Origin of the sequence: Thermogemmatispora onikobensis, from assembly GCF_001748285.1 — a bacterium.
GTDB classification, from domain to species: Bacteria; Chloroflexota; Ktedonobacteria; order Ktedonobacterales; family Ktedonobacteraceae; genus Thermogemmatispora; species Thermogemmatispora onikobensis.
Map to the genome: position 1 here is coordinate 1 of NZ_BDGT01000002.1, position 15,242 is coordinate 15,242.

Sequence of the window (15,242 nt, forward strand, 5' to 3'; positions counted from 1 at the left end):
GGAGTGAAGTCTGTTCCGCCGCGACCTCGTGGGGGTGGCAACTCGGCGGAGACGCTGCTGACCTCATAGGGGCCGTAGCAGGCTGTATCGACATAGTAGAGTTGGCCAATCACGTGGGGATAGGCAGCCAGAATGCCCCGCAGCTCGCTCAGGAAAAGACCTGAGTCGCTGTCGCTGATCGAGCCACTGGTATCGATAGCAATGTAGACGTACAGCTGCTCGTTGTCCTGAGCGTCGAGGTAAAGCCGCTGGCCGATAAAGCGCCGGTCGAAGCCAGAGAAGTCGCTCGGGGTCTGTGTCAGAAAGCGCCAGAGATAGCTACGCCAGTCAAGCCGACTTGGCTCGATACGAGCAAGCTCGCGCTCCAGGCCGAGCGGAAAACGACCGGGTTGTACTACTGTGCTGCGTGCTTGCTTAATGGCCCGCCACCAGTAGTCTCGCTGGCGGTCATGCTCCGCGTGTGACAACGGGTCCTCCTGTTGGCTCTGCGGCTGGAGATCGAGAGGAGTGCGCAGCTGGGCGGCGCGCTTGGGATTCTGCTGTAGTTGTTGATAGACCTCCTCGACGCTCAGGCTCTCTAAATCAGGCTCGCGCAAATGTCCCCTGGGCAGCTCTAGCCCTTCCAGATGGGCAATGATGCCATTGACAACGATATCGGCAGCAATGTTCCAGAGGTGCGCATCACGCTGGCCGCGCCTTGGCACATGCTGCAGGGCGGTGTGGAGCACCTCGTGGGTCAGCACCCCCAGGCGCTCGGCAGGCGTCAGCTGGAGCCAGAAGGCGGGATTGAACGTGATGCTGCGCCCGTCTGTCATGGCTGTGTCGACACTATCGTTCACTTTAATCTGGGCGAAGAGGCTCAGAGTGGCGAAAAAGGGCTGCCGTAGACGAAGCTGGAGAATCGCGCCGCTGATCTGCTTGTGAACATTGTGGTGCTCCTGCATGGCATCTCCTCCTTGGAGCGAAGCGGCTCAGGCGAAGGCTGAGCGCGGGCAGCCTCTGGCTATAATGAGCGTGCTGCTCCTCCTTCGTTCATTGTTGTGGATTGAGTAGCTCCATGTACTCGGCAAACAGCTTCTGGAGCTGCTGGTTGCGCTGGGCCAGGGCGGCCAGCTTGCCTAGCTCGTTGCGCGCGCGCAGCAGGCGGAAGAGATCCGTGGCGAAGAGCTGAACCCATTCGGGTTGGGCTTTCTGGCTCATCCAGACGAAAGCCTGATAGCACTGCTGCAGGGTTGAGGCGCGCGTCGCCAGAGCAACCGTGATGGCATAGCGCAGCGATGGCTCGCTCGGAAAGGCGATCTGCTCGCCTGCCCCCTCAAGGATAGCCTCGACATCGGGGAGGCGCTCGTAGAGGGCCATGAATGCCTCAAACTCGGCGGCGGCCCCCTGGCCCACTGCCGGAGCGATATCCAGTCCGGCCTTGTAGAGAGCGTCGGCCATCATCCAGGTGCGTGGGGAAGGCCAGGCTGGCTGCTGCGGATCGAGCTTGTGCAGCAGCTCGGGACGGAAGGCCAGGAAGGCTAATAAGTGCTCGTGTATGCCCTGCTCCAGAGCGTAGGTTTTAAAGCTATCGAAGTTCGGTTCCACGAAGAGATGGATAAAGCGGTTGCTCAGCGGTGCGGGCATATCGAAGACGGCGGCGCGATCTTCTTTGCGATTGCCAGCGGCCCAGATGAACCAGCCTTCGGGGACGGTGTAGCTGCCGACGCGCCGGTCGAGAATCAGCTGCTGGGCGATGCCCTGGATTGTGGGCGGAGCCAGGTTGAGCTCATCAAGGAAGAGGATGCCCCGGCCCGCGCGCGGCAGAAACTCAGGCGGATACCAGCGGGCTGTCCCTTCCTCGGCCACGGGCAGACCGCGCAGATCGGTCGGTGCCAGCTGTGAGAGACGCAGGTCGATCAGCTCCAGACCGTGGGCCCGTGCCGTCTGCGCGACAATGCTGGATTTACCAATGCCAGGCGGCCCCCAGATCATGGTGCTCATCATCAGGCGTCGACTCACCAGACCGGACAGAAAGTGTGCCAGGGCATCAGGTCGCATGAGGCTCTTTCTCCCTCCTTTATGGGTATTCTTGTCTTCAGCGAGCGAGGTCAGATCTGCTATCTAGCCTGCGAAAAAGCCTTCCCACCTGTCAACTCCCTGGCTGACTGGCCAGGCGAGCGCGAGCAGCGGCGCGCACAAAGCAATTGCCATCGCGGGCCAGGGTCTCCAGCAAGCTGGGCGGCGCGGCGACATGCCGGCTCACAAGATAGCGCTCAACCCAGCGGCCCGATTCGGCGAACAGCTCCAGTAAAGCTGGCGGCAGATCTGGCCGCTGCAGAAGCAGTGGACGCAGACGCGAGGGCAGGTCAGCTTTGATAATCTCTTCACGCAGGGTCTCTAGCAGATACTCGAAGATCAGGTTCTGACCTTGGGCAGAGACCTGGGGATGAGTCGCGACTGTGATTGCTACTTCGCTATCGTTCAGGCGGAGCAGCTGCTCTAGCAGCGTCAGCGGAGCGGCAGGGTGAGCTGCCAGAGAGCGAAGAATCTCGATGGGTTGCGCGTTCTCTTCTGCCACGAGGGCTGCGCGTTGGCGACGCCACTCGCTCAGGTAGTGGGTGGCAAGGCGCTCCAGCAGGGACACGGGCAAGTGCGGCTGCTGGCACAAGGCCAGATGGATCTCGCGGTCATCAAGCTCCACAAGACGCGCCAGGATCTCGGTGGGGGTCTGGGGATTACGAGCCAGACCAGCCAGCACAGCGCGATCCTGCTTGCGGGAGGCGGCCAGATGGTGCAAGATCTCTGGCGCTAGCGCTGGATGGGAGGCGGCACGCCGACGGACCATCTCCTCTGGATGGGCGCAGAGCTGCTCGGCGAACTCTGTGGGCAGACACGGGTTGCCTGCCAGCGCGAGCACCACTTCCAGTGCGGGGTCGCGGGTCAGAGAAGCAATGAGCGTCGCCGGCAGCCCTGGGTGAGCGGCGACGGCAGCCCGCACCTGAGGGGACTCATCCGCGGCCAGAGGCCGGAACAAGGCGCTCTCAGGCGGCAAATAGGGCACAACGGCGGCCCGGACCTCAGCGCTGGCATCGGTGGCAAACAGCTCACGCTCGCTGGCACCTAGCGCGGGATGGCTGGCCACTGCCCGCCGGACCTCGGATTCGGGACTATGGACCAGGCGCGCTAACGCCTGCGCTGGAAGCTGAGGGTGAAGGGCGGCAGCGCTGCGTACCTGGCCGCTGGGGTCCTCTATCAACGACAGCAACAGAGCAGGAGGCGTAGCGGGATTGGCCGCCACGGCGCTGCGAATCTCTACCTCTGGCCCCTTCGCCAGATCCTGAAGAAGCTCAGGAGGAAGTGCCGCCAGCCTCACAACCTCAGCGCGGACCGCTAACGGTCCCTCGCTGACCAGCTTCAGCAACGTTCCCTGGTGCAGGTGGGGGAAGCTGGCCAGCAAAAGCCGACGCCAGCACTCGTCGTCTGGCAGATAGATCCCCTCAACCAACTCAGGATAGAGATCGGGCATGGCTAACGCCAGGAGCACCAGCGTCGAGCTGAAAGAACGGGGATAGAGGCCAACCTGACTGCTACGCCGCTCGTAATCAGCCACCGCTTCGCTGGCGATGTGCTGCCACTGCTGGTTAAACTCGGAAATCTCACCTGCGATGGCTACGTGCCACTGTAAGGCCCACATGGTTTCATCGGAGAACCAGCGAATGCGACTGAGATTCACGTCCTCATTGAGCCAGCGTAACCAGAGCAGAGGCGTCTCTTCGCAGCGTAAGAGTTGCAGCCAGGCCTGGGGCGAGGCTTGTTTAATAAAATCGGGCTGCGTCAGGTTCAAAAGGGGCAGAATAGGATTGGAAAGAAATTCGTGAGGAAACTCGCGCGCCAGCTCCAGCAACAGGTCAAGCGAAGTATTCGGATTGCGTGCCACGGCCCGGCGTACGGTCAGATCGCGTTCCCTGCTCAGCTGCTCCAGTGCAGCGGGCGGCGTCGCCGGGTTGGCAGCGACCAGGGGACGCAGGGCAGGCTGTTGACTCAGCTCGATCAATCGCTCAGGGGTCGTGTCAAGATCTTGAGCTTCAGCGACCAGCTCGGGAGGCACGTTTTCTGTTGTCATAGGCCAGAAGATCCATCGTAGTCTAGTGCTCGACTATTGAGAATGCTGCTTCACGTACTGGAGTAGCGTCAACGGCAGGCGGCGCGCGAAGCAACTCGCTGTCAAGTCAAGCAAGGAGAGCAGAAGCATAGGCTGAGCAAGAGTCGCCCTCGGCGGCGGCTCTCCGGGCTAGCCCACTGGCAGACAGATAGGTGAGTGACTCGTGGAAACTACTATAGACGACAAGGTGGGTCTCTGTCAATCTGATCCCTGGCCTGCCTGGACGCCCTGCGGTTGGTCCGGTGTAGACGGAAATTCGCTGGACCTCCTCACCTGCCTGCCAAGGGCTGGCAGCCACATTCCTCCCGAGACCACTTAGCTGTGGTGTGAGATCGGCTCTCACTATTCTGCTGCTACAGTCAGAAGTTCTCCTCCGCTCTTGAGATCCGCTCGCAAGGCCATCTCGTTAAGCGTCGTCTTGTATAACTTCTTATGAGAAGAGACGCTATTTTTAACAAACTATTAATATCCATCTGGTTTAGATAGGTGCTATACTCTCTAGCTGTATAGAAGAAACTATTCAAGTGTTCTCCCTATTCTCTGTCAGGAGCGCCTAAATGTTGGCAGATCGCCGTCTAGAGCTGCAATCAGGGTATGAGGTGGAGCGGAGCCAGTGGCAGGAAGCTTCTCTTGACCTGGCTACCCTGCTGCGTCGCACGGGCTTTGGTATCAAACTACGCTTTCTTATATCAATGCTCATTGTGTCGCTAATACCTGTGAGCTTATTTGCTGTGCTTTTTTATGAATCTGTCTATCGGCTAGAGGGGAGGAAAACCTGGCTGCTTCTCAGTGGCATCCTCCTCTTGACTGTTTTGACGGCAACCTGGGTCTTCCTCCCAATTGTGCGCCCCATCCGTCGGGCAACGCGCCGGATCGCAGCTACCACCGACGAAGTGCGGCGCCTGACCATTGACGCCCAACGTATTGCCGGCGAGCAGCAGGTCGGGACCTCCATTTTAGCGGCGGTCAGCCGACACCTGGCGGTGCGTCACACGGCCATTGTGCGTGATATCTCCCTGATCGCCCGAACGTGCCAGGGCCTGCAGCCTCGTTTGGCCCTGCTGCTTCAGCGGGCCCAGGCCAACCACGAGGGCGAGGCCCTGGAAGCGCTGATAGCGCTCCGTCATGGATTGCAGCAAATCTCATTTCTTGCTGGTCGAATGTCTGATGCCTATGAGCGCGATAGGTTGCCGGAGCAGCTAGATAAAGCCATGAAGAGCGCCCAGGAGATCGCGGCCCAGTTCAACGAGGCCAGTCAGCAGCTTGCCAAAGATCTAGAGCAGCTTGAGCTGGCCACCGAGGCACTGATGTAGACTGCTCAAGGGCGATCGAAGGGATCTCCCTGCCCGGCGCGGAAGGCAAGTGAACTGGTCAGTTTGCTGGAGGACGATGGGGACAGCGATGCGATGTACACCAAGGATTTTGCCAGCTTGCTGCAACTCCTGGGTCTGTCTCAGCAGAGTGGGACGCTGATCGTGCTTCGCCAGGGAGAAGCCTGGCAGGCCAGTGTGCAGCTACAGAAGGGGCGTCCTCTCTCGTGTGTCATTATCAGTCTGGTCGATGGGCGGCTCCTCATGAGCGGTGCTCAGGCGATTGACTGGCTGGCCAGGCGAGGAGAATTACAGTGGCATCTGGCGGCAGAAGAGCAGATGGAGGCCGCCGCCCCGGCGCCTGGTCCTGGCCAGCGCCTCACCTCGCCTCCATTCTCTGCACAGGAGCCAGGGCTTTCCCATCTGGTACCTTGCCGGCTGTCCCAGTCGCCTCCTCTCTCGTCCTGGTCGCGTGAGGAACGACTGATCTTTGCCCTGGTTGATGGAAGCCGCACAGTGACTGAAATCGCCCATCTGCTCCGTCGCTCACCAGATCAGATTATGCCTCTACTCCTTTCCATGTCTCAAAAGCGGGCTATCACGCTCAAAGAGATCCGTAAGTGAAATATAGACATAATTATATATACCTACGGTAGAGGGAGAGAGCCATGAACTCGTTTGCATCTCCGCTAGCGCCCGAGCAGCGCCCATCTGCTGGAGATCGAGCGCAGCTGGAAAGTCGCCCTGTCTTGCCGAGCGAGCATTTCCCGCTGGGGCGCTTGCCGCGCGTCCTCCGTCCGCGAGATCTGACGGTGCTCTGTCTATTCGCTGTGCTTCTCATTAACAATGTCCAGACGGTTGGGGCGGCGGGAGGGGGGGGCCTGCTGTACTGGACGCTGGGGTTTCTCTGCTTTCTCGTTCCCTCAGCGCTAGTCTGTGCTCAGCTCTATCGCCTCTTTCCCGGCGAAGGGGCGGTTTACTTATGGGCGAATCGGGCCTTTGGCAATTTCTGGGACACCTTTCTAGGCTTTTTCTGCAACTGGTGGCCGGGGGCCATTGGTTTAACTGTGGAGGCTGAAGCTGCCGTCGCCAGCATTCAGGGACTCAAGAGCGACTGGCTCACGCTGCCCTGGGAGCAGGGAGTGGCGGCGATCCTGATCTTGCTGGCAGCGCAGTTGCTCTGTGCTCTCGGCCAGAAGCAACTGCAGCGCATCTTGAACGTTGCCCTCGTTGCCTATGCCCTCATGTTCGGACTTGTGGGCCTGGCTGGCCTCGGGTGGCTGCTGAGTGGTCAGCCGCTGCGCGGAGACTTCTCGGCCCAGTCCTGGCAGCTCAGCCCCTCTAGCCTGCCGGTGCTGGCCATCGTCACCGTCGCCTTACTAGGGATAGCTGTGCCCTTGAATATGGGGGGCGAGGTCGTGGACTCGCAGCGCAGTGAGCGTTACCTCCTGTGGGGAACGCTCATCATTATCGCAGGCTACCTCTTGGCCACCTTTGGCGTTCTGGCCGTCCTTTCTCCCGCGGAGCTGAAAGAGCCGGGCTTCGTCTCTGTGCTCTTCAGCCATGTTTTTGGTGATGAGGTCGGCTATATTATTTCAGATTGCTATTATCTTACAATGTTCTTCTATTTCATTTGTGCAACAGCGGCCTACAATGCCATGTTCGCGCGTCTGCTCTTCGTCGCGGGCCTGGATCGGCGCTTGCCTCGTGCTCTGGCGCGTCTCAACGCCAGCGGGGTGCCTTTCAATGCCATGTTGTTGCAGACAGCCATGAATATAATCTTTCTTATTATCATATTCTTTATTGCTCCTGCAGCGCCTAACCAGGAGTTAGCCCTCGCCGTCTTCCTGGTCGTCATTAATGGGGCCTCGGTCATCTGGGACATAGCGATGATCAGTCTCTTCCTCAGCGGCATTCTCCTCTGTGGTCGTTTCGGTCGACAGCTGCGCCAGCGCTGGGTGGTGCCGCCGCCGCTTTTTTACCTGGCTACTGTGCTTGGGATCGCCCTGACTGGTGTCGCCATCGGTTGTACCTTTTTCGCTGGGTCGCCAGTACCGGAGGTCTTGAGCAACGAAGACTGGGGCTTCTGGGTTTTGCTCTTTGTGCTGGCCAGCCTGACGGTGGGAGCGATCTACAGCTTTCTGGTGCCGGAGGCGGAGGACCTGGCGGCCCTCTTGCCAGTGCCGTCGAGCGGCCCGACAGTTGGGGCACCGCTGGCGGCCAGCTCCCTGGAGCACATGGCCTCTCCCGCTGGCTCTGTTCCCGGCGCGCTCACTGGCGGTCCGGGGGAGGGGCGTCCTCTCCAGGGGGGCATCTCACATCAGTCTGAGCCGTCGCCGTGGCCACGGCCCGGCTCGCTTCCCGGTCCTGGGGGATGGAGGCCATAGGGTGGGCGCTCTCGTACCTGCCTGCTATCCGCCTGGGTCTGGTGTGGTGGAGTGCTCAACGCAACGGCGGCATGCCGGGTCTGGCCAGAGTTAGCCTGACAGGAGGCGATGAGCCTGGGGCGCTGAGCAAGTGTCACGCGAGATGAGAAGAGAAAGGAACGATGCAAGATGAGTGAAAGCCAGATGCAGACCTCATCGGAGCTGTCTCCTCAAAGCGAGGCGCAGATCTATACCTTACGCAAGAACAGCCTGGGTCTCTTCGATGCCATTGCCCAGTCGGTGGCTCTGCTCTCGCTGGAGATGGGCATTGCTCTCTCCAGCTCCTTTGCCGCCGCTTCGGCGGGGGTAGCCGTGCCGCTGGCCTATGTTGTCGCTGGTCTTGCCAGTCTCTGTCTGGCCTACGTCATCATTCGTTTTACCAGGCGCTTTGCCAGTGCTGGGGGTCTCTATACCTATATTGCTCAAGGGCTTGGGCCGCAGGCTGGCTTTATTGGCGGCTGGATGTATGGCGGGGCTTTTGCTGCCGGGGCTTCCTTCACACTTGCTATTTCCAGTATCTTTCTTGATCAGTTGTTGGAACATCTGGGGCTGACGCTTCACTGGTTCGTCATTTTCTGTATCTTACTGGTGCTCCTCTTTATCCTGGCCTTCTTTGATGTCCGGCTCTCGACGCGAACGCAGCTACTGCTCTCCTTTATCGGTCTACTCTCGGTCCTCGCCCTGGCTGTGATTATCCTGGCCCGTGGTGGAGCGAGCGGCATTAGCTTCACCCCCTTGTCGCCGGCTGGACTGGCGGGTGGCTGGTCCTCGCTCTTCTTCGCCGCCATCTTCAGCTTCACCTCGTTTATTGGCTTCGAGGCGGCGGCGGTGCTTGGAGAAGAGACACAGCGTCCGCGTCAGGCTATTCCCTGGGCCATTCTGACAGCGGTGCTGGTGGCCATTCTCTACTATGTCCTGGTCTCCTTTGCGATGGCCAACGGCTATGGAGTGGCGCACATCGATCAATGGGCCAGGGACGAAGCGCCTCTGGACACGCTGGCAACGCGCTACGCAGGGGCCTTCCTGGCGACCCTCATTGACCTCATGGTTGCCATTGGGGCCTTTAGCGCCACGCTGGCGGGGGTTGTTCTGGCTTCGCGCATGATGTTCGCCGTCGGGCGCGATGGTGGCTTACCGGCAGTCTTTGCCGTGACCCACCCTCGCTACAAGACCCCCTGGGTGGCGATTCTGGTAGTGCTGGCTCTGACGCTGGTACTGGGGGCTGCACTGGGGACGCAGCTGGGACCGTTCCTCTTCTTCGGCTTCATGGCGACGACGGCCTCGCTTGGGATTCTGCTGGCCTACATTCTGGTAGCCCTGTCGGGGATCGTGGCCTCTATCCGGGCCCGCATGCGCGGTGAGGGTGCTCCCCTGGCTCTGGCCTTTGATATCCTGCTGCCCTTGATTGCGATCATCATCTGCGCCTTTACTATCTATAGCTCGATTGTACCGGTGCCGCAGTTTCCGCTCAACCTGGCCCCCTATATTGCGGCGGCCTGGCTGGTCATTGGCCTGGGACTGCTGGTCGCTCTCCAGCTACGCCGCCCGCAGCAGGTGCAGCGCTTCGGGAAAATCCTGGGAGAGCACGTCAGCGAGTAGGCGATGAGAGAGCACTTGACGACGAAAGAGAACCTGGCAGGAGGAAAAGCGATGACAGAGGCAATGGAGCAGTCGGGAACAGGACCCTCGCCCGAGCTGCTCGCAGCGATGGAAGCCAATCTATTTGAAGCCTATGCCCACCTTGGGCGGGCCTTGGGCGGTGAGTTTCACGAGCGTGATGGCCTGCTCTTCTTTTTCAGCGGACGACCGGTCTTCTTCGGCAACGGAGTGATACGCTGCCAGCTTGCTGAGGAGGAGGCCGGAGGGCAGATCGCGGCCCTCTGTGCGGAGGCGCGTCGCCGGCAGGTTCCCTTGACCTGGTTACTCTCCCCCTCATCGCGTCCCGCTGATCTTGAGCAGCGTCTGCTGGCCCAGGGCTGCCGGCTGGACGAGGAGGTGCCGGGCATGGCCATCGAGCTGGGGCGGCCCTTGCCGTCAACAGTGCCAGCGGTGCCCGAGGACCTGGTTGTCGAAGAGGTTGGCGACGCGCGGGCAATGGAGATCTGGCTGCAGGTGCTCTGCGATGGCTTCGGCTTCCCTGAGCCGATCCGGGCGGTCTTCTTCGATCTCTACCAGCGCTATGGCTTTCTGCCGGGCCAGCAGGTGTGCTATCTGCTAGGCTTCTGGCGTGGGGAGCCGGTCGGAACAGCCCTGCTAACCTTCGGCGGGGGCCTGGCGGGCCTCTACGGCGTGGCAACGCTCCCCCAGGCGCGTCGTCAGGGAATCGGCACAGGGATGACGCTGGCGGCCATGCGCACGGCTGAGCGGCTGGGCTATCGCCGTGCCACCCTCCAGGCCACACCGATGGGCTTGAACGTCTATCGGCGCCTGGGCTGGCAGGAGTACTGCCTCTTCAAAACCTATGTCCTGGAGTGAGCGTTTGGCGGCCCGGTGGTGGAGGCTGGCCTGCTGACAGCGCGGAACAGTTGCTTCCATGCCAGGCACGGACCGACAAGGGAGGCGTCCCGGCACTTGTCAGGAAGGGGCGCCTCCCTGTCTGCTGCCCGGTTTCGCCTGCCCGCTGCGATTGCTTTGCCTTTTGTCTCTCTCTGTGCCGACCGCGCCGCATTCGGGCTACCGGGTTTTGACAATCAGGGTGGAATACGCTATAGTACAGACGTTCGGTCGAGGTCTGCTATGGCTTGGCAGGAGGAGAAGAGAGCGGTGAAGGTCACACCCGCACGGCGCCAGTATCTGCAGATCAAGAGCCAGTATCCCGATGCCATTTTGCTCTATCAGGTCGGCGATTTCTACGAGACCTTTGATGAGGATGCGCGCATCGCAGCCCGTGAGCTGCAGATCGTCCTGACGGCTCGCCACTATGGCGAGGAGCGCGTGCCGCTGGCGGGCATCCCGATGCATGCGCTCGAAAACTATGTGGGCAAGTTGATTCAGCGGGGCTATAAGGTGGCGATCTGCGACCAGGTCGGCGAGGTGGGCCACGGCGTGGTAGATCGCGCCGTGACACGCATTCTGACGGCTGGCACCCTCTCCGAGCCCAATCTCTTGCCGGCCCGCCAGAATAATTATCTGGTAGCTATTGCTTCCTCCCGTCAACAGACCGGGCTGGCAGCGGTTGATGTCAGCACGGGCGAGTTCAGCGTGACCTGGTTTGCCCCCACGGAGCTACCGGCGGCGCTGGAGGCCGAGCTGCAGCGTCTCTCCCCTTCCGAATGCCTGCTTGTTGAGGGAACAGGCCGCGAGACCTACCGCTTCCCGTCACAGACCGTGACCATTACCCCCTGTCCACCCCATTTCTTCGATGTCGATGCCGCTCGCGTGCGGCTCTGCCGTCATTTCGGCGTGCAGTCGCTCGACGCCTATGGCTGTGCCAGTGCTCCCCAGGCGATTGCTGCCGCCGGAGCCATTGTTGCCTATCTGGAGAAGATGAATACGGCCCTCCTCTCGCTCTTGACGGGTCTCCATTCTTACCAGACGACCAGCTATATGGTGTTGGATGCGCACACTCAGCGCAATCTCGATATCCTGCAAGGCTCGCGCAGTGGTACGACGCAGGGGAGCCTCTTGGGAGTGCTCGATCGAACGCTGACGCCGATGGGGGCGCGCTACCTGCGCCGCATGGTGACGCAGCCCCTGCTCGACCTGACGCTCCTCAACGCTCGCCTGGAGAGCCTCGAAGAGCTGTATGAAAGCCCCGCGCTGCGTAGCCGCATTGCTGCCTGTCTCCAGAGCCTGGGTGATCTGGAGCGCTGTGCCGGACGGGTGCGTCAGGGGACAGCGACGCTGCGCGAGGTGCAGGGATTGCGGAACTATCTGGAGATCATTCCCCGCCTGCGCGAGCTATTGCAGGGCTGTCAGGCTCCACTGCTGCAAGAGATTGCCGCTGAGCTGGATGATTGCCCCCAGGTGCGCGATCTCATCGCCCAGGCTCTGGTTTCCGAGGGAGCGGTGGACGATGGCGCCGAGCACGGGCGGCTGATCCGTGCTGGTTTCCATCCCGAGCTGGATACCCTGATCGCCTCCATTCGCGACTCGCGTCTCTGGATGGCTCGCCTGGAGCCGCTCGAACGCGAGCGTACCGGCATCAAGTCACTCAAAGTCGGCTATAACAAGGTCTTTGGCTACTATATCGAGGTCAGCAAGGCCAATCGTCACCTGGTTCCTCCCGACTATGAACGTCGCCAGACCCTGACAAACGCGGAGCGTTATATTACGCCCGAGCTGAAAGAGCATGAAGCGCGCATTCTCAATGCTGAGGAGCGGATCGAAGAACTTGAGCGCAGCATCTATGCCGACGTCCTGCGCCAGCTGAGCCTCTCCTACGGCCAGATGATGACCACGGCCTCCGCAGTAGCGCGTATCGATGCCTTACTGAGCCTGGCGGAGGTCGCTGCCCACTACGGCTATGTCAGGCCGGTCCTGGAACAGGGACATGTCCTTGACATTGTCGGTGGACGTCATCCTGTGGTCGAGCGCAGTCTGGATGGCGATGTCTTTATTCCCAACGACACTCACCTGGATGGCGATGAGGGCGAGCGCATCCTGTTACTGACCGGGCCCAACATGGCCGGCAAGTCGACCTACCTGCGTCAAGTCGCTCTCATCACGTTACTGGCCCAGATCGGCAGCTTTGTTCCCGCCAGAAGCGCCCGCATCGGCCTGGTTGATCGCATCTTCACGCGCGTGGGTGCAGAGGATGATATCGCCTCGGGAAAAAGCACCTTTATGCTGGAGATGGAAGAGACAGCGGCGATTCTCCATCACGCAACGCGCCATAGCCTGATTGTGCTCGATGAGATCGGGCGTGGCACCAGCACCTACGATGGCCTGGCGATTGCCCGCGCCGTGGTGGAGCACCTGCATTCGGTGATTGGTGCGCGCACGCTCTTCGCAACCCACTATCACGAGCTGGCAGCGATGGCGAATGAGCTGCCCCATCTGCGCGTCTACACGATGGCGATCAGCGAGGAAGAGAATGGCGACATCGTCTTTCTGCATCGCGTGACCCCCGGCTGCATCGGACGCAGTTACGGTGTCCATGTCGCGCGCCTGGCAGGTATGCCGCCGAGCATTATCCGCCGCGCCCAGGAAGTCCTGCGAGCGCTAGAGGTCGGCCAGCATGCGCCAGGCCAGGTGGCCGGTGTGGCTCTGGTAACCGGCGCTCTGCCTCTTTCCTCAGCTACTGAGTTGCCTGCTACTGGCTCGGCCACCAACGGCCATCGGACAGGGCGCGATCATGGAAGGCGGCAGGCCAGTGTCGCCGAGGATAGTGGCCGACTATCACTGACCTACGCCTGGCAGAGCGAGGAAGGCCGGCGTTTAGCGGCCCTTCTTGAGGATCAGGGGACGGATGAGGCCCTGCTTGATCATATCGATATCTGCGCCATCACCCCACTGGATGCCCTCAACCTGCTCTTTCTGATTCAACGCCAGCGACAGAAACAGAGAAAGGCGCTATGAGTCGCCCAGACCCATTCATGTCTGATTTAACGCAGCGTACTCTATCGGCTCCGAGATCGCTTCCTCCGCGCCTCCCCATTCGCCAGCTACCGGCGGAGGTAGCGGAACGCATCGCCGCCGGCGAGGTCATCGAGCGTCCTGTCTCAGTGGTCAAAGAGCTGGTAGAGAACGCCCTTGATGCCGGCGCCCACGAGATCCGCGTTGAAATTCGAGACGGGGGCCTGCGTCTCATTCGCGTCAGTGACGATGGTCAGGGGATTCCCGAGGAAGACCTGGAACGAGCCTGTGCTCGTCACTCCACCAGTAAGATCGGGCGTGTCGAGGATTTAGAGCAGCTACACACGCTGGGTTTTCGAGGCGAGGCCCTGGCCAGCATCGCAGCGGTCTCCGAGCTGACCCTACTCAGCCGGCCCGTAGAGAGCGAGGAGAGCGGCCAGGAGGAACCGGCGGCCTGGATTACGGTGCGTGGTGGGAACCTTGTCCAGCGAGGTCATCGGGCACGCCCGCGAGGCACGACCGTCACCGTACGCGAACTCTTCTACAATGTTCCAGCGCGACTCAAATTCATGCGCAGTGCCCGGAGCGAGGCTGGCCAGATTCTGCAGCTGCTCTATCGCTACGCCGCGGGCTATCCTGCCGTACGCTTCAACCTGACCGTCGAAGAGCAGCCCCTCTTACAAACCAGCGGCAGCGGCGAGCTGGCCACCGCTCTAGCGGAGCTCTACCGTCTACCGCTCGCGGAGCTGCTCATCCCCGTTGAGGTGGAAGATGAGCAAGGCATCAGGATCTTCGGCTACGTAGGCAACCGTGTCCTGGCCCAGCCCAATCGGCAGCACGTGATGCTCTTCATCAATGGGCGGCCTGTGCAGGTGCGTGCGCTGCAAGAGGCCCTGGAAGTGGGCTATCGTCCACTGCTGGCCAAAGGGCGCCATCCCTTGCTGGTGCTCCATCTGCAACTGCCGGCCTCAGAGGTCGATGCCAATGTTCACCCGGCCAAAACAGAGGTCCGTCTGAGGCGCGAGCGCGAGCTGGCGACCTTGCTCACCCAGAACGTGCGCGCGGTCCTCGAACGCAGTCCTGTGCTGCCCGCCGAAAGCACCTGGCCAGGTCCGGCCAGTGTCTATCAGCCGCACTTGCCGGGGCCACGTCGGCGGGGCCTGCGAGTGCAGGAGGAGAGCGAGCGTTATGGCAACGGAAGCAGCCGCCCGACGCCCGCTGAGGTTCTGGCGGCCCTGCGTCCCCTGGCTCAGCTGCAGCAGGCAGTCATTCTTGCCGAAGCTCTCGATGGGAGCCTTTATCTCATCGACCAGCACCGTGCCCATGAGCGCATCCTCTATGAACATCTGCGCAGCCGGACTGCTGGAGCTGGGAGCGAAGGAGCAGAGAACCTGGCGGCGCACCTCCTGCTGGAACCGATAGTACTGGAATTGAAAGGCTGGCAGGCGGAGCTGCTGGAGCAACGTCTGCCGATCCTGGCCAGCCTGGGCCTGGACTGCGAGCATTTCGGAGGACGCAGCTTCCTGGTGCGTTCAGTTCCCGAAGGCATCGGCGACAGCGAGCAGCTGGCGGCCCATCTGCGTGAGCTGGTGGAGATTGCTCTTGAAGACAGCGAAGACTGGAAGGATCACCTGCTCATTGGGCTGGCCTGCCGCTCGGCCCTGCGCCGAGGACGTACCTTGAGCCAGGGCGAGCAACAAGACCTCCTGCTTCGTCTGGCCCAGACAGCCGCTCCAGCGGTCTGTCCTCATGGTAGTCCGGTGCTGCTCCACTATAGTCGCGCCTTCCTCAGCGAAAAGTTTGAGTGGTAGCATTGGTAGCAACCCACTGCCACGGCGGCAGCCC

10 protein-coding genes are annotated in these 15,242 nt (G+C 61.1%); 7 read left to right on the top strand and 3 right to left on the bottom strand.

Going from position 1 to position 15,242, the window contains the following annotated elements:
- The 3 genes from BGC09_RS01075 to BGC09_RS01085 all read right to left on the bottom strand — a co-directional run.
- Window positions 1–944, bottom strand: a 944-nt coding sequence (locus BGC09_RS01075; RefSeq protein WP_069801354.1) for a vWA domain-containing protein, incomplete at its 3' end; no start/stop codon positions are given.
- 88 nt (window positions 945–1,032) lie between these two features.
- The gene (locus BGC09_RS01080; protein ID WP_069801355.1) at window positions 1,033–2,040 is read right to left on the bottom strand and encodes an AAA family ATPase; all 1,008 of its coding nucleotides are present in this window, start codon (window positions 2,038–2,040) and stop codon (window positions 1,033–1,035) included.
- Window positions 2,041–2,131: 91 nt separating this feature from the next.
- Entirely contained in the window at window positions 2,132–4,105 is a 1,974-nt protein-coding gene (locus BGC09_RS01085; RefSeq protein ID WP_069801356.1) for a variant leucine-rich repeat-containing protein, read from the bottom strand.
- Window positions 4,106–4,701: 596 nt separating this feature from the next.
- On the opposite strand from BGC09_RS01085, the gene BGC09_RS01090 reads away from it, so the two are divergent.
- The 7 genes from BGC09_RS01090 (at window position 4,702) to mutL (ending at window position 15,208) form a co-directional block, all read left to right on the top strand.
- Window positions 4,702–5,457 carry a hypothetical protein gene (locus tag BGC09_RS01090; RefSeq protein ID WP_069801357.1) on the top strand — a complete coding sequence of 252 codons (756 nt, stop codon included), beginning with the start codon at window positions 4,702–4,704 and terminating at the stop codon, window positions 5,455–5,457.
- 93 nt (window positions 5,458–5,550) lie between these two features.
- Window positions 5,551–6,078 carry a hypothetical protein gene (locus BGC09_RS01095; protein WP_069801358.1) on the top strand — a complete coding sequence of 176 codons (528 nt, stop codon included), beginning with the start codon at window positions 5,551–5,553 and terminating at the stop codon, window positions 6,076–6,078.
- A gap of 44 nt (window positions 6,079–6,122) precedes the next feature.
- Window positions 6,123–7,841, top strand: coding sequence for an APC family permease (locus tag BGC09_RS01100; protein WP_069801359.1), 1,719 nt, complete (start codon window positions 6,123–6,125; stop codon window positions 7,839–7,841).
- 168 nt (window positions 7,842–8,009) lie between these two features.
- Entirely contained in the window at window positions 8,010–9,479 is a 1,470-nt protein-coding gene (locus BGC09_RS01105) for an APC family permease (protein ID WP_069801360.1), read from the top strand.
- A gap of 51 nt (window positions 9,480–9,530) precedes the next feature.
- Window positions 9,531–10,355: a GNAT family N-acetyltransferase gene (locus BGC09_RS01110; protein ID WP_069801361.1), complete on the top strand. Its 825-nt coding sequence runs from the start codon at window positions 9,531–9,533 to the stop codon at window positions 10,353–10,355.
- 288 nt (window positions 10,356–10,643) lie between these two features.
- Window positions 10,644–13,400 carry a DNA mismatch repair protein MutS gene (mutS, locus tag BGC09_RS01115; protein ID WP_069801362.1) on the top strand — a complete coding sequence of 919 codons (2,757 nt, stop codon included), beginning with the start codon at window positions 10,644–10,646 and terminating at the stop codon, window positions 13,398–13,400.
- Entirely contained in the window at window positions 13,397–15,208 is a 1,812-nt protein-coding gene (gene mutL / locus BGC09_RS01120; protein ID WP_084657816.1) for a DNA mismatch repair endonuclease MutL, read from the top strand. The genes mutS and mutL overlap by 4 nt, the downstream gene beginning before the upstream one ends.
- Window positions 15,209–15,242 lie beyond the last annotated feature (34 nt).

Bases quoted from the DNA above. Each gene is read 5' to 3' on its own strand.
- BGC09_RS01080 (WP_069801355.1), bottom strand. From the start codon at position 2,040: ATGCGACCTGATGCCCTGGCACACTTTCTGTCCGGTCTGGTGAGTCGA.
- BGC09_RS01085 (WP_069801356.1), bottom strand. From the start codon at position 4,105: ATGACAACAGAAAACGTGCCTCCCGAGCTGGTCGCTGAAGCTCAAGAT.
- BGC09_RS01090 (WP_069801357.1), top strand. From the start codon at position 4,702: ATGTTGGCAGATCGCCGTCTAGAGCTGCAATCAGGGTATGAGGTGGAG.
- BGC09_RS01095 (WP_069801358.1), top strand. From the start codon at position 5,551: ATGTACACCAAGGATTTTGCCAGCTTGCTGCAACTCCTGGGTCTGTCT.
- BGC09_RS01100 (WP_069801359.1), top strand. From the start codon at position 6,123: ATGAACTCGTTTGCATCTCCGCTAGCGCCCGAGCAGCGCCCATCTGCT.
- BGC09_RS01105 (WP_069801360.1), top strand. From the start codon at position 8,010: ATGAGTGAAAGCCAGATGCAGACCTCATCGGAGCTGTCTCCTCAAAGC.
- BGC09_RS01110 (WP_069801361.1), top strand. From the start codon at position 9,531: ATGACAGAGGCAATGGAGCAGTCGGGAACAGGACCCTCGCCCGAGCTG.
- mutL (WP_084657816.1), top strand. From the start codon at position 13,397: ATGAGTCGCCCAGACCCATTCATGTCTGATTTAACGCAGCGTACTCTA.